Annotated in this window: 14 protein-coding genes; 5 read left to right on the top strand and 9 right to left on the bottom strand. The window is 55.6% G+C overall.

What is annotated here, in order from left to right:
* Positions 1-37: 37 nt before the first annotated feature.
* Positions 38-412, bottom strand: coding sequence for a septal ring lytic transglycosylase RlpA family protein (locus tag EJ361_RS22345; protein ID WP_126248531.1), 375 nt, complete (start codon positions 410-412; stop codon positions 38-40).
* 8 nt (positions 413-420) lie between these two features.
* The gene (locus EJ361_RS22340) at positions 421-918 is read right to left on the bottom strand and encodes a GNAT family N-acetyltransferase (RefSeq protein WP_126248528.1); all 498 of its coding nucleotides are present in this window, start codon (positions 916-918) and stop codon (positions 421-423) included.
* Positions 919-1,001: 83 nt separating this feature from the next.
* Here EJ361_RS22340 and EJ361_RS22335 point away from each other — a divergent pair, with 83 nt between their 5' ends.
* The gene (locus EJ361_RS22335; RefSeq protein WP_164714377.1) at positions 1,002-2,075 is read left to right on the top strand and encodes a lipase family protein; all 1,074 of its coding nucleotides are present in this window, start codon (positions 1,002-1,004) and stop codon (positions 2,073-2,075) included.
* On the opposite strand, the gene EJ361_RS22330 is transcribed toward EJ361_RS22335, so the two are convergent.
* Both EJ361_RS22330 and ypfJ read right to left on the bottom strand, forming a co-directional pair.
* Positions 2,057-2,620, bottom strand: a complete 564-nt coding sequence (locus EJ361_RS22330; protein ID WP_126248524.1) for a putative glycolipid-binding domain-containing protein — start codon at positions 2,618-2,620, stop codon at positions 2,057-2,059. The genes EJ361_RS22335 and EJ361_RS22330 overlap by 19 nt on opposite strands.
* A complete protein-coding gene (gene ypfJ / locus EJ361_RS22325; RefSeq protein WP_126248522.1) occupies positions 2,617-3,465 on the bottom strand; it encodes a KPN_02809 family neutral zinc metallopeptidase in 849 nt (282 codons plus the stop codon). The genes EJ361_RS22330 and ypfJ overlap by 4 nt, the downstream gene beginning before the upstream one ends.
* Positions 3,466-3,639: 174 nt before the next feature.
* Here ypfJ and EJ361_RS22320 point away from each other — a divergent pair, with 174 nt between their 5' ends.
* Complete coding sequence (locus tag EJ361_RS22320; protein WP_164714376.1) at positions 3,640-5,394, top strand: ATP-binding response regulator; 1,755 nt, start codon at positions 3,640-3,642, stop codon at positions 5,392-5,394.
* Here EJ361_RS22320 and EJ361_RS22315 read toward each other — a convergent pair.
* From EJ361_RS22315 to EJ361_RS22300, 4 genes are all read right to left on the bottom strand, one after another.
* Complete coding sequence (locus EJ361_RS22315; RefSeq protein WP_126248518.1) at positions 5,387-6,511, bottom strand: terpene synthase family protein; 1,125 nt, start codon at positions 6,509-6,511, stop codon at positions 5,387-5,389. The two genes, EJ361_RS22320 and EJ361_RS22315, sit on opposite strands and share 8 nt — an antisense overlap.
* Positions 6,512-6,673: 162 nt before the next feature.
* Positions 6,674-8,149, bottom strand: coding sequence for a glutamate synthase subunit beta (locus EJ361_RS22310; RefSeq protein ID WP_126248516.1), 1,476 nt, complete (start codon positions 8,147-8,149; stop codon positions 6,674-6,676).
* A 36-nt stretch (positions 8,150-8,185) separates the two neighbouring features.
* The gene (gltB, locus tag EJ361_RS22305; RefSeq protein ID WP_126248514.1) at positions 8,186-12,715 is read right to left on the bottom strand and encodes a glutamate synthase large subunit; all 4,530 of its coding nucleotides are present in this window, start codon (positions 12,713-12,715) and stop codon (positions 8,186-8,188) included.
* A gap of 290 nt (positions 12,716-13,005) precedes the next feature.
* The gene (locus EJ361_RS22300; protein ID WP_126248512.1) at positions 13,006-14,547 is read right to left on the bottom strand and encodes a glycoside hydrolase family 10 protein; all 1,542 of its coding nucleotides are present in this window, start codon (positions 14,545-14,547) and stop codon (positions 13,006-13,008) included.
* A 98-nt stretch (positions 14,548-14,645) separates the two neighbouring features.
* On the opposite strand from EJ361_RS22300, the gene EJ361_RS22295 reads away from it, so the two are divergent.
* Positions 14,646-15,686: a DUF3500 domain-containing protein gene (locus EJ361_RS22295; protein ID WP_126248510.1), complete on the top strand. Its 1,041-nt coding sequence runs from the start codon at positions 14,646-14,648 to the stop codon at positions 15,684-15,686.
* Between the two features lie 101 nt (positions 15,687-15,787).
* On the opposite strand, the gene EJ361_RS22290 is transcribed toward EJ361_RS22295, so the two are convergent.
* Entirely contained in the window at positions 15,788-16,240 is a 453-nt protein-coding gene (locus EJ361_RS22290) for a methylglyoxal synthase (RefSeq protein ID WP_126248508.1), read from the bottom strand.
* Between the two features lie 95 nt (positions 16,241-16,335).
* Between EJ361_RS22290 and EJ361_RS22285 the strand changes: the two genes are divergently transcribed.
* On the top strand, positions 16,336-16,917 hold the full coding sequence (locus tag EJ361_RS22285) for a NifU family protein (RefSeq protein WP_126248506.1): 582 nt from the start codon (positions 16,336-16,338) through the stop codon (positions 16,915-16,917).
* A 101-nt stretch (positions 16,918-17,018) separates the two neighbouring features.
* A complete protein-coding gene (locus EJ361_RS22280) occupies positions 17,019-18,686 on the top strand; it encodes a PNGase F N-terminal domain-containing protein (RefSeq protein ID WP_126248504.1) in 1,668 nt (555 codons plus the stop codon).
* Positions 18,687-18,708 lie beyond the last annotated feature (22 nt).

Genomic DNA, 18,708 nt, shown 5'->3' with positions numbered 1-18,708 from the left:
AATATATGACGAAAATTTGTTAAAAGAAAGCGAAGCCCTATCCTTTGGGCTTTTTATACTTAATCTTAACATTCGCCACGCCGGCATTCACCATTCCGAGTTTCTTCGCGGCTTTTTTGGAAAGGTCGATGATGCGGCCGGCAACGAAGGGGCCGCGGTCGTTGATGCGGACTTTGATGGTTTTGCCGTTATCGAGGTTTTTGACTTTGACTTTGGTGCCGAACGGGAGGGTTTTATGGGCGGCGGTCATGCGGCTTTGGCGGAAGGTTTCGCCGTTGGCGGTTTTGCGGCCCTGGAATTTGTCGGCATAAAACGAGGCTTTTCCGGACTGGGATATCTGGCGGGCGCAGGAGCTGAAGCACAGCAATGCGGCCGCGGCGATTGTTGGCAGGAGGTGTTTTCGTTGGATCATATTCCGCTTTACAGTTTCTTGGTCATAATGGCGTCGTTCATGAAAAAGCCGTCGCCGATGTCGATATCCTCTTCGCCCGTTTTCGTAAATCCGTTCCGTTCGTAAAATCCGGCCGCTTTATTATCGCGGTTTACGTTGAGCGAAAGTTTTTCCATGCCCGCTTCCCGCGAAATGCGTTCCACTTCCGACATGAGCGCCTGGCCTACGTTTTTCCCTTGCATCGAAGGCAGTACGTATATCTTGTGCAATTTTGATACCGGTTCTTTTTTATAGTGCAGCTCATAGCCGGCAAATCCGCCGAAAACCCCGTCCACATTGGCCAGCAGGAAAACGACGTTTTTCTTTTCCACGGATTCGGTCAGTACGTCGAGGTCGTACATCATCTTCAGCATATAATCGATCTGCTTCGGGGAAAGAATGCTGCCGAAAGTATGCGGCCAGGTAGCATAGGCGATCTGCTGCACAATGGCCAATTGTTCTGGCGATGCTTTCGTAATCGTGATCATGATGGGCGGTTAAATGGTGACGTTGCAATTTAAGGCTTATCAACTTTACACGACAGATTTTTGTTATGTTTGGAAAAAAACACATGCGCGCTATCTTGTGGGCCCTTTCCGCCGTGTTGGCCCTGCCTGTGAAAGCCCAGCTGAAAGCGGGTTTCGACGCCAACGAGTACTACGATCTCATGCATCTCCACCAGGATGGAGACACCGCCGCCGCCAAAAATCATCCGCCGGCGTATCGCCTGCTTCACACTTCGCCGGAAGTCGGTTTTTATAACCGTTGGATGATGTGGGAAAGGAACGACGGGGTAGACGTGATCCAGGTGCGCGGCACTATCGGCAAACTCGAAAGCTGGCTGGCGAATTTCTACGCCGCCATGATCCCCGCAAAAGGTGTGCTCCAACTGAACGACAGCACCCGGTGGGAGTACCAGATGGCCGCAGATACCGCGAAGGCGTATGTGCATGTGGGTTGGACGGCCGCCGTGGGCTTCATGTCTGCAGACATTATTTCGCATGTGAAGGAACGGTATGCCCGGGGCACGCGCCAGTTCATCGTTACCGGCCACAGCCAGGGTGGCGCCATCGCGTTCCTCCTGCGGTCGTACCTGCAATATCACCCCGATCTTCCCAAAGATATCATCTACAAAACCTATTGCAGCGCAGCGCCCAAACCCGGCAATCTTTTCTATGCATACGATTTCGAAAATATCACCCGCGACGGTTGGGGGTACCGCATCGTGAACAGCGACGACTGGGTGCCCGAAACGCCGCTGTCGCTCCAAACCGTGCAGGATTACAACATACCGAACCCTTTCATGAATGTTAAGGGGCAACTGAAGAAGCAGAAATTTTTCGTGCGGATCTACGGCAACCTCATTTATAACCGCCTCACCCGTACTACCAACCGCAGCGTGCGCCGGTTCCGCAAAACCCTTGGCAACGGAGTATTCCGGCTGGCAAAAAGAAATCTTACGGAAATGGTGCAACCGGATTATGTGTTCAGCAACAACTACATGACCTGCGGCACGCCCATCATTCTCATGACGGATGCGGATTACCACAAAAAATTCCCGTTCGACGGAAAGAACATTTTCGTGCACCACCTGCCCGAGCATTACCTCTGGCTATTGAAAAAGTATTATTCCGTTTCGGATTGAACGGCATAGAAAAGCCCGGGGTAATCGATCACCAGTCCGTCTTCGTCGGTGATGATCTCGCGCTTGAAATCTTTGAGCACGCCTTCGTAGAGGTAACGGTTTTCATCTAGGCGGGTATAAAACTGCGTGACGGGTTTGATCTCGTTTTTAAGCACGTTGATGTACAGCGCATCCACCTGCGTTCGCTCGCCGGGTTGCAGGCCGAGCCTGCGGATGGGCAGGGTATTGGTAAATGGGGTGAGGGATATATCGACATCGATGCAATGGTCCCACTCGTCGCGCGTGTGGCCGGTTTGCGTCCATTTACCGTTGATATCGCGGTGGAGGGAAATCCAGGAACAATCGCCGTCCCGCTCGATCGCCATTTCGAGACCAGACATTTGCCAGGCGCGGTCCGTAACGATATCATAGGAAACCGAAAACGGCACATCTTCCCCGAAACCCACGATGGTCCCGTTTATCCGGATATCCGTTCCACTGGCGTCTATGCTGCAGTATTCCATCATTTGATAGTAAAGTCCTTTCCAGACGATCTGTCTTTTCATTGTGCGCTGTTGAATGTGTCTCCCTGGCGGATGTCGCCGGTTTCGAAACCTTTTTTGAACCAGTACATGCGCTGTGCCGACGTGCCGTGGGTGAAGGCGTCGGGCACCACGTACCCGCGCGACTGCTGTTGCAGTCTATCGTCGCCGATGGCGTTTGCGGCGTTGAGGGCTTCTTCGATATCGCCGGGTTCAATGAAATCGGCGATCCCTTTCATATAGTGTGCCCAGAGGCCGGCGTAAAAATCGGCCTGCAGCTCGAGTTTCACGGACAGCTTATTGTATTCCGCTTCGCTGAGGCGGCTGCGCATGGATTGTACTTTTTGGGAAACGCCCAGCAGGTTCTGGACGTGGTGCCCTACTTCGTGGGCGATCACATAGGCCATGGCCATATCGCCGGGGGCGTTGAGGTTGTTTTTAAGTTCGTCGTAAAAAGACAGGTCGATGTACACCTGGTGGTCTGCCGGGCAATAGAAGGGGCCGGAGGCGGCAGACGCTTGCCCGCAGGCGCTTTGAACTGCATCGGTGAACATGACGAGGGTGGGCTCCTGGTATTGTTGGCCCATATCGCGGAAAACCTTGTTCCAGACATCTTCCGTTTCGGCCAGCACCACCTTGGTGAAGGAGGCGGCTTCTTTCTGCCGGGCTTCCTGTTCTGGGGAAAGTTGACCCTGTTCGGCGCCGGTTTGCTGCTGCATGTTCACGACCTGGGAGGGGTCTCCGCCGAGGAAATATACCAGCAGGGCAATTACGATGGTCCCGATACCGCCGCCTACTACGAGGCCTCCTCGGCCGGAGCCCCTGCGGTCATCTACGTTTGTGCTTTCTCGGCGTCCTTGCCAGCGCATATGGTTCTCTTTTGGTTAGTGCTATAAATTTAGGAAATAAATGAGTGCGCCGCTGTTTTTCGGCCGTTTGGCGATATGGTTTTGGAATTGGGAAATGCTTTACCTTTAGGTGAACCAGTCCTAAGCAACCGTCATAAAGATACCGCCACCCACAACCACCCCACGGAGGTACATATGAACATTGCACCCCAGCGTAAACACGCATCGATCATACACCGGTTCCGCCATTATTTTTACCAGCAGGTAGTGGCGGGAACGGTCCGCGTACAGGACCCCGAAGACGTAGCGCGCATCATCATGGTCAATAAGCTCAGCCTGACTTTCGGGTTCATCATTCTATTGATCGCTCCCGTGCTGCTGTATCTTGTGAAAATGCACTGGCTGGTGGGCGCGGTGCTCCTGGCGGAATTTATGCTGAATGCCTGCGTGGTGCCCCTCAACGCCAAGGGACATTTCCGGCAGGCCGCAATGCTGATGTACCTCGTGCAATGCTGTTCCATCGTCGTTTTCGGGTTTTTACTGGGACCGCTGTTGCAACTCGAATTCACCGTCGTTTTTCTCCTGTCCATCATTTACCAGATTTTCCGCGAAGCATCCCTCCGGTTTTGGGCCTTCATCGCGGCTATCGCCGTGCTGTTGCTCGTGGAAGTGGCGTATTACTTCGGAAAGGAGGAGGTGTTGTTGCTGAAACTCGATCCCACAGCAGCTTTCATCATCCACGTCATGGTCGTTTTCGCGGTGCTGGTGATCGTAATCGCCGTGAGCCAGCCGCTGGTCAAGAGCAACGACGTCAATTCCCAGCTCCGGCGGGCCAACGATTTCAAAAGGGTGTTCGTGTACCAGGTGATCCACGAAATCCGCACCCCGCTCAATGCCGTGTTCGGCGTGGCGCAACTGCTGAAAAAGGAAATCCGGCAGAATAAAGACCTCCATCCCGTGGAGCCTTTGACCGACCAGCTCATGTCTGCCGCCATCAGCGCAAAAAACATCGTCAGCAACGTTCTCGATATGGCAGCCATCGAATCAGGGAAAATGGAATCCAGCAGTGAAGACATTTTCGAAGTGGAGCCTTTCTTCACCAATATCCTCAATATGAACAAGGTGGTAGCCGCCGGCCGGCAAATGCGGCTCAGGCTGGAAGTGGAAAACATGCCGCCAGTCATCGCCGGCGATTCCCTTAAACTTATCCAGGTTACGACCAATCTGGTGGCCAATGCCATCAAGTACGGGGATAAAGGGAAGGAAATTTTGGTCCGGCTGACGGGGAGCCCGCCCAACTGGACGATCGCCGTGATCAACGAAGGGCCTGCCATCCCGCCGGAAAAAATGTCCCTCATCTTCGAGCCCTTCGTTACGGAAAAGAGCCGCTATACCGAGGGCACCGGGTTGGGACTGTTCATCGTCCGCAATAAGGTAACGGCCATGGGCGGAACGATCGGGGTGGAAAGCGGGGAAGGGGTATCTACTGTTTTTACCGTCACCTTACCGCTGCGCGAAGCCCGGGCGGAAGACCTCCACCGCGAAGAAGCGCCGAAGGAGCAGATCATGTTCCCGGGCGTGAAAGTGGCCGTGGCGGAAGATAACGAGCTGAACGCATTCCTCCTCCGCCGGATGCTTTCCCAAAGCGGCGCCGAAGTATTCATGAGCCGGAACGGACTGGAGCTCATCCAGCAGGTGGAACATCATCTCCCCGACATCATCATTCTCGATAAACATATGGATATTATGGACGGCGAAGAAGCGCTCATCCGCCTGAAAAGCCACACCTCCACCCGCCGTATCCCCGTGATCCTCACTACTGGCGATGTTTTCGTGGAAACCCGTAAAAATCTCGAAGCAGCGGGTGCAGACGCCATCATCGAAAAGCCGATCGATTTCCGCGCGCTCGCCACCGTCATGCAGCAACTCCTGGACCGGTCTGCTACCTGATCTTTTCCGGAACAGGCAACGTCGTTTCCAGCCAGATCGAACCGGGCGATTTGTACCTTTTCGTATGCACCTGCCAGGCCCAGCAAGCCTGCATGCAGCGCTCCAGCCCGGCGAGATGGCGCAGCACCAGCGCCGTTTGCTGTGGGAAAAGCGGTGTATAAACCAGCATCCTCCTTTTGCAACTTTCCGTCAACCGGAAATAATCCTCCAGTAAATTCCGGACGATGGCGGCGCTCTGGCGGATGACGTTTTGCAGCGTGCAGGCTTTACCGTTCAGCACCACCGCCATCATCAGATTAGCGTCTGACCCCTGCACGATCACTTCCTTCTCGAAACTGAACAGGTCGTTGGACAGGGCCCCGAACGCCGCCACGGCGAGATGCAGCTGCCGGAGGTCTTCTTCCATCCCGGCATCCGTAAGCCAGCTCCAGTCCAAGAAATCCCCGGTCGCATATTCCACCCACATCACGATGTGGTGCATGCCCGCGTAATGGCACCGCTGTTCGATGTATTCCTCCACGGTGGGGATAACGCCCCGCGCCACCGCGCTATTATCGCGGTGGGTAATGGTAACGTGTTGGGTGTATAACCGGAGGAAACGCCGGAACCACGCGTCGGGCGCGTTGTCGCGGAAATCGCGGAGCACGAGGATGTTGGCGAATTCCACAGGTAGCGCGTTTTCAGGAACAGGCAAATCCGGATCGTATTTCCCGATCCGCGAAACGATGCGCTCCGCCTCGCGCTGCTTCGGCTCGGGCAACAGGGGAAATACATCCCGCCCCATCACATCGTTCAGATAGAAATCGATGAGGAGGTTTTTCATCATGTCCAGCATCCGCAGCGGATCGGCACCGGGGTACAGGAAAAGCGCGCAGGTGACGTGGTGACGGGCGTTTTCGAGCCACAAGCCGTATTGCGATCCGAAACTTTTCGCCACTTCGGCCAACGCTCCGGATTGCGGATGGGAATGGAAGCGGAGGCACCAGGCGTCCAGCCGGAAATGATCCGGACAAAAAAGGTCTTGCAGCGAAAATTGCGTCCGGCCGCGCAATTGGGCGTATTGGGCGCGCACGTCGGCCAGGACCGCGGAAGCTGTGTCTGTCAATGGTTGCGGCATAATTCACGGTTAAGATATGGAGGGATGTGTCTGTATAAAAGATACGAAAACACCCGCGCAACCACACGGCAGTAAAAACGTAAAGGCCGGGTAAAAACCCGGCCCGGCTGAAGGTTACAACAAAATCTAAACCTGCTTATGAGAAGACTTAAAATTCAAGAATCAGATGGAAAGGTATACGAGGGAATCGTCCTTGCTTTCCAGTTGGGATGCGCCCATCAGAAACTCGTCCACTTTTCTCGCACACTCTCTTCCTTCACTAATGGCCCATACCACGAGAGATTGGCCACGGCGCATGTCGCCGGCAGCAAATACTTTCGGGATGGATGTCTGATATGCTTTTTCGGTGGCTTTCACGTTGCCGCGCTCGTCGGTCTCGATGGAGAGGTCTTCCAGCATGCCTTTGAATTGGGGATGGAGGAAGCCCATGGCCAGGAACGCGAGTTCGCAGGGAACGGTCCTTTCAGATCCGGCCACTTCCACGAAGCGCCCGGGGCGGCCGTCTTCACCGAAAGACCAGGTAAGGTCCACCAGTTTGAGGCCGGTAAGATTGCCTTTATCGTCACCGACGAATTCTTTGGTTGCGATGGCCCAATGGCGGTCTGCCCCTTCTTCGTGGGACGACGACGTTTTGAGGACCATCGGGTAAGTAGGCCAGGGCATGTACGGGGTACGGTCTGCCGGGGGTTTGGGCATTAATTCCAGTTGCATGACGCTTTTGGCGCCGTGGCGGTTGGAGGTGCCAACGCAGTCGGACCCGGTGTCTCCACCGCCGATCACTACTACGTTTTTGCCGGTGGCGAGGATATCGTTGCCCTGTACTTTGGATTTGCCCACCCGCTGGTTCTGTTGTTTCAGGAAGTCCATGGCGAAATGTACGCCGTTGAGTTCCCGGCCCGGGATGGCGAGGTCGCGGGGGATGGTAGACCCGCCGGCCAGCACCACTGCGTTGAATTCGCGGAGGATGTCATTGATACTAACGTTCACCCCCACGTTCGCATTGCATTGGAACGTCACGCCTTCTTCTTCCATAAGGGCCACGCGGCGGTCTATCACCCATTTCTCCAGTTTGAAGTCGGGGATGCCGTAGCGGAGGAGGCCTCCGGGCTTATCGTCCCGCTCGAAAACGGTTACCTGGTGCCCGGCGTAGTTGAGCTGCGCTGCGGCGGCGAGGCCTGCGGGGCCGGAGCCGATCACGGCCACTTTTTTGCCGGTGCGCACGCGGGGAACTTTGGCTTTTACCAGTCCTTTATCGAACGCGATCTCGATAATATGCTTTTCGATTTCCTCGATGGCCACGGGCGGCTGGTTGATGCCGAGCACGCAGGCGCTTTCGCACGGCGCGGGACAGATACGGCCGGTGAATTCGGGGAAGTTGTTGGTGGAAGTGAGCACTTCGTACGCTTCCTGCCAGTCTTTGCGGTACACCGCATCGTTGAATTCGGGGATGATGTTGCCGAGAGGGCATCCGCTGTGGCAGAAGGGCACGCCGCAGTTCATGCAGCGGGCGGCCTGCTCGTTGAGCTTGTTCTCGGGGAATCGCTCTACGAATTCGTTATAATGTTTCACGCGGGATTTCACGTCTGCCTTTCCGGGCAGTTCCCTTGTAAATTCCAGAAATCCTGTTGGTTTACCCATATCTGTCTCTGCTTGGTCGCTTAGATAATTAGTTAGTTACGCTTTGCTTTTCACGCCTTTGGTGGCGGCAGCTTTGAGGGCGGCCTTGTATTCTTTCGGGAATACTTTCACGAAATGGCGGAGCTGATTTTCCCAGTCGCTGAGGATGAATTTGGCCACGGTGCTGTTGGTGTACGCATGATGCTTGGTGATCAGGTCGTGCAGCTGAGCGGCATCTTCTTCGCCGAGCGGGTCGAGGTCGATCATTTCCGGGTTGCATTGTCCGGCGAAATTGCCTTTGACGTCGTACACGAAGGCGATACCGCCGCTCATGCCTGCGCCGAAGTTGCGGCCTGTTTCACCGAGGATCACTGCGCGGCCGCCGGTCATGTATTCGCAGCCGTGGTCGCCCGTTCCTTCGGTTACCACGGTGGCGCCGGAGTTACGGACGCAGAAGCGTTCGCCGGCTTTTCCGCGGATGAAGGCTTCGCCGGAAGTAGCGCCGTACAGGGCCACGTTGCCTGCGATGATGTTTTCCTCCGCCTTGAATCCCGCTTCCGTAGACGGATAAAGGATCAGTTTGGCGCCGGAGAGGCCTTTGCCGAAGTAGTCGTTGGCTTCGCCTTCCAGTTCGAGCGTTACGCCTTTGGTATTGAAGGCGCCGAAGCTCTGGCCGGCGGAACCGTTGAATTTGAAATGGATCGTGTCTTCCGGAAGCCCTTCGCTCTTGTAACGTTTGGATATTTCGTTGGACAGGATCGTGCCAAGGGTACGATCTGTATTTTTCACCTTGTAAGTGCCGAATACGCGGGTCTTGCTTTCCAGCGCGTCTTTGGCGGCTTTGAGCAGCTGCCAGTCGAGCACTTCGGCCAGGCCATGATCCTGCTCTTCCTGTTTGTACAGGCCGGTTTCGTCGGAAGCCGGTTCGCGGTACAGCACGGGAGAAAGGTCGAGGTTTTTAAATTTCCAGTGAGAGATGTTGTCGCGCACTTTCAGCACTTCCACCTGTCCCACCATTTCCTGCACCGTACGGAAGCCCAGCTCGGCCATGATTTCGCGGAATTCGGCCACGAGGAAGTGGAAGAAGTTCACCACGGCTTCAACGGTGCCGTTGAAGCGTTTGCGCAGATCGGGGTCCTGCGTGGCAACGCCCACGGGGCAAGTGTTCAGATGGCATTTACGCATCATGATACAACCTTCTACCACGAGGGCGGCGGTAGCCACGCCCCATTCTTCGGCACCCAGCAGGGTGGCGATGGCGATGTCGCGGCCGGTTTTGAGCTGGCCGTCTGTCTGCACCACTACGCGGCTGCGGAGTTTGTTGCGGACGAGGGTTTGATGCGTTTCCGCCAGCCCCAGTTCCCAGGGAAGCCCGGCGTGTTTGATGGAGCTGATGGGAGAGGCGCCGGTGCCGCCGTCGTGGCCGGATACCAGGATCACGTCGGCATGCGCTTTGGCAACACCCGCGGCGATGGTCCCCACTCCGGCTTTCGACACGAGCTTCACACTGATGCGGGCCGCGCGGTTGGCGTTTTTCAGGTCGAAGATCAGCTGCGCCAGATCTTCGATCGAATAAATATCGTGGTGCGGCGGCGGCGAAATGAGGCCTACTCCGGGTGTGGCGTGGCGGACCTTCCCGATCCATTCGTCCACTTTATGACCGGGCAGCTGGCCGCCCTCACCGGGCTTCGCGCCTTGCGCCATTTTAATTTGCAATTCGTCGGCATTGGTCAGGTAGTAGCTCGTAACGCCGAAACGGGCGGACGCAACCTGTTTGATGGCCGAGCGCATGGAGTCGCCGTTCGGCAATTTCTCATAGCGCATTTCATCTTCCCCGCCCTCACCGGTATTGCTTTTCGCGCCGATGCGGTTCATGGCGATCGCGAGGGTGGAGTGGGCTTCGTGGCTGATGGAGCCAAAGCTCATCGCGCCGGTAGCGAAGCGTTTGAGGATGCTTTCCGCAGATTCCACTTCTTCGATGGGCACCGGGTTGCGGTTCCGTTTGAAAGTGAACATGCTCCGGAGCGTAGCGGCTTTCTCGCTCTGGTCGTTTACAGCTTTCGAGTATTTCTTGAAGATGCTGTAATCGTTCTGCCGGGTGGAATATTGCAGCAGGTGGATGGTGGTGGGATTGAAAAGGTGGAATTCGCCTTTCCTTTTCCACTGGTACACGCCGCCCGTGGTGAGGCGCTGGACCGGGGTTTCCTTGCGGCCGTAACCCATCCAGTGCTTCGCCAGCGTTTCCTGCGCGAGCTCGTCCAGCCCAAGCCCCTGGATGCGGGACACGGCGCCGGTAAAGTATTTGTCTACGACGGATTTGTTGATGCCGAGGATCTCGAAGATCTGGGCGCCCTGGTAAGACTGCAGGGTGGAAATGCCCATCTTGGAGAACACTTTCAGCAATCCTTCACAAACCGCTTTGATGTAGTTCTTTTTCAGTTTGTCCACATCCAGTTCCGTTTGCAACTTTCCGCGCAGCCGCAGGTCGCGGATGGTGGAAAGCGCGAGGTACGGGTTGATGGCGGTGGCGCCGAAGCCAAGGAGCGCGGCGAAATGATGTACTTCCCAAACATCGCCGGCTTCGACCACGAGACCAACCTGGCCGCGGTAACCCTTGCGGATGAGGTGGTGATGCACTGCCGAAATGGCCATAAGGCTCGGGATCGCGGCGTGCTCGGAATCGATGGCGCGGTCGGAAAGGATGATCACTTCAAAACCGTCTTCCACAGCGTCTACCGCATAACGGCAGAGGCGGGCGAGGCCTTTTTCAAGGGAACCGGGCTTGCCGTCGGCCTTGAAATAAGTATGTAACGTCTTGGCCTGGAAAATCCCGGTGTCGATGCTGCGGATCTTTTCCAGTTCGTAGTTGTTCAAAACAGGGTGCGGCAGCGCCACGGAGTGGCAGTGCAGCGGATCCTCGTCCAGCAGGTTGCCGTTATTGCCGAGGAAGGTGGCCAGCGACATTACCAGTCTTTCCCGGATAGGATCGATGGGCGGGTTGGTCACCTGGGCGAACAGTTGTTTGAAATAGCTGCTGATGTGCTGCGGCTGATCGCTCAAAATAGCCAGCGGAACGTCTGTACCCATGGAGCCGATGGGCTCCTTGCCGTCGATGGCCATCGGGGCGATGATCGATTCCAGGTCTTCGGTGCTGTAACCGAAAGCGCGCTGGTATTTAAAGATCTGGTCGTGCTCGAGGTGCGTGAAGGTTACGCGGGGCTCGGGCAATTCATCCAGCCGGATCTTGTATTTATTGAGCCATTCGGCGTAGGGCTGTGCGGAGCAGATGGCCTGCTTCAGCTCTTCGTCGCCGATGATGCGGCCCTGGTCCATGTCTACGATGAACATTTTACCGGGTTGCAGGCGGCCTTTTTCTTTTACGTTTTTCGGATCGATGGGGAGCACGCCGGCTTCGGAGGCCATGATCACGCGATCGTCTTTCGTAACCACGAAGCGGGAAGGGCGAAGCCCGTTCCTGTCGAGCGTGGCGCCGATGATCTTGCCGTCGGTGAAGGAGATCGACGCGGGGCCGTCCCAGGGTTCCATGAGCGACGCGTGGTATTCGTAGAAGGCTTTCTTCATGGGGTCCATGCTGTCGTTGCCGTCCCACGCTTCGGGGATGAGCATCATCATGACATGGGGGAGCGAGCGGCCGGTGAGGTTCAGCAGTTCCACCACGTTATCGAGGCAGGCGGAGTCGGACTGCCCTTCGTCCACGATGGGCGAGAGCATTTCCATTTCCTCTTTGGTGAAATATTTGGTCAGGAAGGCATTTTCGCCGGCGCGGAGCCAGTTGAGGTTGCCTTTCAGGGTGTTGATCTCACCGTTGTGTGCGATAAAACGGAAGGGATGCGCGAGCTTCCAGCTGGGGAAGGTGTTGGTGGCGAAACGGCTGTGGATGAGGCCGAATGCGGAAACCATGCGCTCGTCGCGAAGGTCCGGGTAATAATGGCCCACCTGGTAAGTGGTGAGCTGACCTTTATATACGACGGTTTTATGGGAGAAGGACGCGAAATAGATTTCGGCCTTTTCTTTCGGGATGGAGCAACGTACCGTTTTGGTGATGTAGTTGCGGAGCACGAACAGTTTACGTTCAAATTCTTCCGGATCGGAGATGTGATACGGGCAGGCGATGAAGAGTTGTTCGATTTCGGGTTCTACTGACAGGGCTGTTTCGCCGATGCCGTCTGGCCGAACGGGTACTTTCCGGTAACCGAGGATTTCGAGGCCCACTTTTTCCGCGCAGCGTTGAATGATCTCGCGGCACTCTTCGCGCCAGCGGGGTTCTTTGGGGAAGAAAACCATCCCTACACCGTATTTTCCGGCATCCGGTAGGCGGATGCCCATTTTGAGGCATTCGGCATACAAGAATTCATGCGGCATCTGGATCATGATACCCGCACCGTCGCCGGTGGTGCGCTCGCATCCGCAGGCGCCGCGGTGTTCCATGTTTTCCAGCATGGTTAACGCGTCGCGGATGATCTGGTGTGATTTCCGACCCTTGATATGGGCGGTGAAGCCCGTACCACACGCATCGTGCTCAAATTCCGGACGGTATAAACCTTGTTCTTGGCTCACAATTCGCATTGGCTGTTAAAATTTTCCTTTTTATCCTTATCAGATACACTACGCCCACAGGCAACAAAGCCCAGGCTCAGGTACCGTATTTTGCTTTGGGAACGGTTTAAAGATACTAATAGAATGCGGTTTATTTTACAGAAAGTTTGATTAAACCGCCAAAATTTAGAAAAATTCAAAATCGGCCGCCGCTTCATTTGAAAAACATAAAAATTGAACCCCGGGTGAGGGCCCGATGGGGTATAAAAAAGGCCGGGAATTTTCCCGGCCGTGAATAAAATGTGAAAAAACTATCATTTTCAGGGTGCAAATTCGAATTTCACCGACCCATTCACCATCTCCACCCGCATCGGATCACTGATCATGCTCTCGTTGTGCATACGGTCCAATGCGGTAACGATATAAATATAGGAGCGGCCTTTAATATATTGGCGGTCCATGAACACCGGGTCCGGCATCTGCGGGACCATCGCGATGATCTTCGTCGGATCGCTCACATTGATCACCTGCCCCTCCTCAAAACGGTATAATACATATTGATGGGTCTGGTGGGATGTATCATCGTCCGCCCAACGGATCTCCAGCCCGCCGTCTTTCTCGAAAGCGTCCGTGAAATATGGCGCCAGCGGCGCTTTATCGTCTATCCAGGGCATCGTGGGCACCAATGCCGGGTATTTATATAAATGATTGCGCAGGGAATCGTTGATACCGAACGGGTTACCGTCGAACGAGCGGCTGCTGAAAAACACGCTCCCCTGGATATTGCCGTAAGCCCGCGTAGCGGCGATCTGGTTGGGAAGCTCCCGCGGGTTCCGCCAGGCGGCGCTGCTTCCCAAACGGTAAGCCCCGTGGCCGATGTACATGTGCCGGCCGTAGGCATGCTTCGACCACCAGTCTACCAGCACGTCATACGCCACCAGCCGGTGCCCGAACTCCCAGTACAGCTGCGGCGTGAGGTAATCGATCCAGCCGAGGCGTTGCCATTTGATGACGTCGGCATACAGATCGTCGTAGTTGGTGACGCCCGCGCGGGTGGGGGAACCGGAGAAATCCTTCTCCTGGTTGCGCCAAACGCCGAACGGACTGATCCCGAACTTCACCCAGGGCTTGGTTGCCTTGATAACACCGCTGAGCATCTGGATGATGGTATCTACATTGTGGCGCCGCCATTCATCGAGCCCCATGCCTTTGCCGTACAGCCGCCAGGAACCGATGTCCGGGAAATCTTTCCCGGGAATGCGGTAAGGGTAGAAATAATCGTCGAAATGAACGGCATCTATGTCGTAGCGCTTTACCACATCACGGATGAGCTCGGTCACGTAGGAGCGGACCTCCGGGATGCCCGGGTCGAAATATTTTTTGTCGCCGTACGTCACGAACCATTGTGGCCGGGTGCGGGTGATATGATTGGCGGCGATGCTGCTGCCGCGGATGTTGGCTACGGCGCGATAGGGGTTGAACCAGGCATGGAATTCCATGCCGCGTTTATGCGTTTCCGTGATCATGAATTCCAGCGGATCGTAGTACGGGATGGGTGGTTGGCCCTGTTTTCCGGTGAGGTATTCGCTCCAGGGTTCATATGGGGAAGGATAGAACGCATCCGCAGCAGGCCGCACCTGGAGGATGATGGCGTTCATCCCGTTCCGCTGGTGAAAATCCAGCAGCCCGATAAATTCAGCGCGTTGCTGATCGGGCGTCAACCCTTTACGGGAAGGCCAATCGATGTTTGCTATCGTTGATATCCATACCGCCCTGAACTCCCGTTTGGGGGGCTGCTGCGCCTTTGCGGGATGCAGAAAGCTGCCGCACAGTAGTAGTCCGGTCAATAAGTGCTTCACCATTTCCTGTTTCGGTTTACCGTAAACTGCGAAAATAAAGTTCCGAAGGTCAAATGCCAAATGCGGACAGGATTTGTATTTTGTAAATAGAATCCACGCCCATGAAAACGCTCATCCTTCCCATATGTTTATTTCTCAGCAGTATTTGCGGGAAAGCATACCCACAGTCCAAACTTCCGGCCAAAGCCGCCGAGCGAACGTTGGAGCAGGCGGCGCAGGATTTGTTTTTCGACCTGGGGAAGGAAAAATTGGCGAAGATGACCGCTCCGTTCGAGGGGGAACAGCGGACCGATTGGCATTTCGTGCCGAAAGACCGTTTCGGCCTGCGCCTGAAAGACATGACGCAAACCCAGCAGGAGAAAGCTTTTGCGCTGGTGAACCTTTGCCTGAGCAAAGACGGCGCCCGCAAAGCGAAAGGCGTGGTGGAGCTGGAAGCTATCCTCCGCGAAGTGGAAGGCCGCGCCATTAACGATACTTACCGCGATACGGGGAATTTCTACTTCGCCGTGTTCGGAAGCCCTTTCGCCGGCAAGCCCTGGGGCCTGCGCATGGAGGGGCATCACGTGTCCCTCAATTTTACCATCCTTAATAATCATGTGCTGTCTGCCGGCCCGGGGTTCCTCGGGGCCAATCCCGCGTGGGTGGCAGCCGGTCCGCATAAAGGCCACCAGCTGCTGAAAGGGGAAACCGACCTGGCGTTCTCGCTCGTCAACGGGCTGAACGAACAACAGCGCAAAATCGCCCTGATTGCGGAAAAGGCGCCATCAGACATCATTACCGGCAACAAGCGCCGCGCCTGGCAGCTCGATCCGCCGGGTATCGGTTGGGCCTCGCTGCAACCCGCGCAGCAGCGGCAGTTACGCACGCTGATCGACGAATATATTGGCCGGTACACGCGGCTGATGAAGGATATTTTGTGGAAAGAGATCGAAACGGCGGGGCTGGACAGTATCCGTTTCGCCTGGGCGGGCGCCACCAGCTGGGGCCAGGGGCATTATTACCGCATCCAGGGGCCAACGTTCCTCATCGAGTACGACAACACGCAAAACAACGCGAACCACGTGCATTCGGTGTTCCGGGAACTGAAAAACGACTTTGGGGACGATGCGCTCAAACGCCATTACGACACCGATCACCGGTGATTTTCAAGCGATTATGTGGATGGGACAGGATGCCCGTTTGTTCTGGAATAACAGGAACGGCTGGGTGGAATTTTCCATAAAAATGAAGCCAGCGGCGGATTTTACACTTTCCGGCCGAGGTACTGGCTGTAATCCGGGAGGATGGCGTTGTATTCCTGGTGCATGAGGGGGGAAGTCATAAGGAAATCCGCCGAAGCCCGGTTGGAAGCCATGGGGATGTTCCAAACCACGCCCAGCCGCAGCAGGGCTTTGATGTCCGGGTCGTGGGGCAGGGCCTCCATGGGGTCCCAGAAAAAGATGATCACGTCTATCCGCCCTTCGGCAACGGCCGCGCCAATCTGCTGATCGCCGCCCAGCGGGCCGCTGAGGAGCTTGCGTACGGAAACGTCGAGCGCTTCTTCGATGAGCTTGCCGGTGGTGCCGGTGGCGTACAGCTCGTGGCGCACGAGCACCGTTTTGTTGTACGTGGCCCATTCCAGCAGTTCCGCCTTTTTGTGATCGTGTGCGATCAATGCGATCCGCTTGCGGGCATGCAGGGTTTTAGTCTGTAACATATTGCAAAAATATACCTGTTTCCGGAGACTCCAAGTTAGGGCCGGCATTCTCGTCAAATTTTGTTAATTTTGGCGGAGATAAAATTGGACTAATAATGATCAAAACAGGAAATCCCATCATCAGTATCTATACGGAAATGACGCCGAATCCGGAAACGATGAAGTTTGTGGCGAACAAGCTCCTGTATCCGAATAAATCCATCGATTTTCCCGATGCGGCCAGCACCGGCCCGAGCCCGCTCGCAGCCGAGCTTTTCACTTTCCCCTTCATCCGCGGCGTATTCATCGCCAGCAATTTCGTGACGCTGTCCAAAACCAACGATACCGATTGGGCAGACGTGATCCCCACCATCCGCCAGTTCCTCAAGGAATACCTGGAAGATAACCGTGCGGTGATCAATGAAGACGAGATCAAGGCGGCCCCCGTGATGAGCGGAGACGACAGCGATGTGGTAACCCGTATCAAAGACCTCCTGGAAAACGCCGTGAAGCCCGCCGTGGAAATGGACGGTGGCGCCATCCAGTTCAAAAATTACGAAGACGGTGTGGTTACCGTGATCCTGCAGGGTTCCTGCTCCGGCTGCCCGTCGTCCATGATCACCCTCAAATCCGGCATCGAAGGCATCATGAAACGCATGATCCCCGAAGTGAAGGAAGTGGTGGCCGAATCCGAATAAGCCATAGTTGAAAGAATGATAGTGTTAAAGCGCAGTTTTCATAACTGCGCTTTTTTCGTTTTGTTATGTAGCTTTGGTGCTTTGCAACAAAACAGTGAACGATGAAAGGAATTCTATTCGGATGCGCGATGGTGCTGACTTCGGCCACCGTATCCGCGCAACAGACCGAGGCTGTGGTCACCTACGGCTTCCGCAATAACGGGAAAGAATCCCGCGGCGAACAAACCCTCCTGGTCCAGGGGAAACGCGTTGCCGTCGGGACTGCTGGCAGACAAACGGAACGGCAGTTCCTCAGCTATGCAGACAAAGCCACCTTCCAGCTGCTCCAGTCCAAAAACGGGACTTTCACCCTGAAGAAACCCTTCGGCGAATACATCAAACCCGAGCTCCTCCCGGGACTAGACACGGTAGCCGGCATCCCCTGTAAAAAGGCCAAAGCCATCATCCGGTCCAACACCATCGAGATCTGGTACACCGACGCACTGGCCATCAAAGGATCGCCGCAGATCTCCATCGCGCCGGGGCTGGGCCTCATTCTCAAAATCGTCCGCAACGGCAACAGCGAAACTTTCGCCAAAAAGATCGAATATAGAAAAGTGACGAATGACGAGCTGAAATGGCCCGCATCCTGGGGGAAGCTCGTGTCCGAGCCCGCGTACCAGCGCCAGGTGATCGACAGCCGGTATGCTACCGTTCCCATCTTCCAGAGCGAGCAGATCAGCTGGGGCAACAAAATCGATAACCCGCAAGGCTATCCGCTCAATGCTACCTATCATTTCGCCGGCGGGACCGTGGTGCTGAAAAAAGTAAATCTTCCCGAAGTGAAATCTGGCCAGCGGCTCTTCGCCGAACTGGTGCAATATTCGAACGGAGATGCGTACGACCGTACGGGTTCCGTGTTCGTGGTGCCGACAGACAAGGCCCGCAGTTTCCTCGAAGGGTTGGAAAAAGGGGCGAACGTGCTGCCCGCTTTCAAAGGGCGGAACGGAAAAGCTTACCAGGGCTACGTTTCCACGGAAGACTACACGGCGCCGCTGGAAGTGATGCGCTTCTTCACGCCGTTCGGGGTCCGTCATTTCAATAAACAGGTACAGATCGAAGGGTACCCCTGGGCGGATTCCGCCGTTTTCAAACAGGACATCTCCGACCTGGCGCCCCGCCTGCAGGGAGATGTGTATATCGGTATCTACATCGGGAATTACGATAAAGGCGGACATAAAGCCAGTCTTACGTTCAAATATTATCCCGGGCACGACGGTGAAGGAAAGCCCGAGCCGAAGAAATGGGTGCAGCCGGTCTTCAATTCCACCAACGTCATGGAAATGGCGGGACAGGAATACGCGACCCTCTTCGACCAGGATTCGCTGACGGTGACGGTGAACGTTCCGCAAGGCGTGAAAAACCTCAAGCTGCGCTACATCACCACCGGCCATGGCGGCTGGGGCGGCGGCGACGAGTTCAACCCCAAGCTCAACGAGATTTATGTGGACGGCCAGCGTGCGTACCATTTCATCCCCTGGAGAGAAGATTGCGCCACTTACCGCCTGCTCAACCCGGCTTCGGGGAATTTCGGGAACGGGCTTTCCTCTTCCGATCTGAGCCGCAGCAATTGGTGCCCCGGAACGCTGACACTGCCAACGGATATTCCGCTGCCGCAGCTCACGCCCGGCAAGCATACCATCCAGGTAGCGATCCCGCTGGGCAAGCCCGAAGGCGGAAGTTTCAGTTTCTGGAATGTGTCCGGCGTATTGATCGGCGATCAGGAATAACTAATTTTACAGCAAGGGCCGC

Origin of the sequence: Chitinophaga rhizosphaerae, from assembly GCF_003958645.1 — a bacterium.
In the GTDB taxonomy this organism is placed as follows: Bacteria; Bacteroidota; Bacteroidia; order Chitinophagales; family Chitinophagaceae; genus Chitinophaga; species Chitinophaga rhizosphaerae.
This window is presented reverse-complemented; position numbering and strand designations above follow the sequence as displayed.

Bases quoted from the DNA above. Each gene is read 5' to 3' on its own strand.
- EJ361_RS22320 (WP_164714376.1), top strand. From the start codon at position 3,640: ATGAACATTGCACCCCAGCGTAAACACGCATCGATCATACACCGGTTC.
- EJ361_RS22280 (WP_126248504.1), top strand. From the start codon at position 17,019: ATGAAAGGAATTCTATTCGGATGCGCGATGGTGCTGACTTCGGCCACC.
- EJ361_RS22295 (WP_126248510.1), top strand. From the start codon at position 14,646: ATGAAAACGCTCATCCTTCCCATATGTTTATTTCTCAGCAGTATTTGC.
- EJ361_RS22335 (WP_164714377.1), top strand. From the start codon at position 1,002: ATGCGCGCTATCTTGTGGGCCCTTTCCGCCGTGTTGGCCCTGCCTGTG.
- EJ361_RS22330 (WP_126248524.1), bottom strand. From the start codon at position 2,620: ATGAAAAGACAGATCGTCTGGAAAGGACTTTACTATCAAATGATGGAA.
- EJ361_RS22310 (WP_126248516.1), bottom strand. From the start codon at position 8,149: ATGGGTAAACCAACAGGATTTCTGGAATTTACAAGGGAACTGCCCGGA.
- EJ361_RS22340 (WP_126248528.1), bottom strand. From the start codon at position 918: ATGATCACGATTACGAAAGCATCGCCAGAACAATTGGCCATTGTGCAG.
- EJ361_RS22345 (WP_126248531.1), bottom strand. From the start codon at position 412: ATGATCCAACGAAAACACCTCCTGCCAACAATCGCCGCGGCCGCATTG.
- EJ361_RS22315 (WP_126248518.1), bottom strand. From the start codon at position 6,511: ATGCCGCAACCATTGACAGACACAGCTTCCGCGGTCCTGGCCGACGTG.
- ypfJ (WP_126248522.1), bottom strand. From the start codon at position 3,465: ATGCGCTGGCAAGGACGCCGAGAAAGCACAAACGTAGATGACCGCAGG.
- EJ361_RS22285 (WP_126248506.1), top strand. From the start codon at position 16,336: ATGATCAAAACAGGAAATCCCATCATCAGTATCTATACGGAAATGACG.
- gltB (WP_126248514.1), bottom strand. From the start codon at position 12,715: ATGCGAATTGTGAGCCAAGAACAAGGTTTATACCGTCCGGAATTTGAG.
- EJ361_RS22290 (WP_126248508.1), bottom strand. From the start codon at position 16,240: ATGTTACAGACTAAAACCCTGCATGCCCGCAAGCGGATCGCATTGATC.
- EJ361_RS22300 (WP_126248512.1), bottom strand. From the start codon at position 14,547: ATGGTGAAGCACTTATTGACCGGACTACTACTGTGCGGCAGCTTTCTG.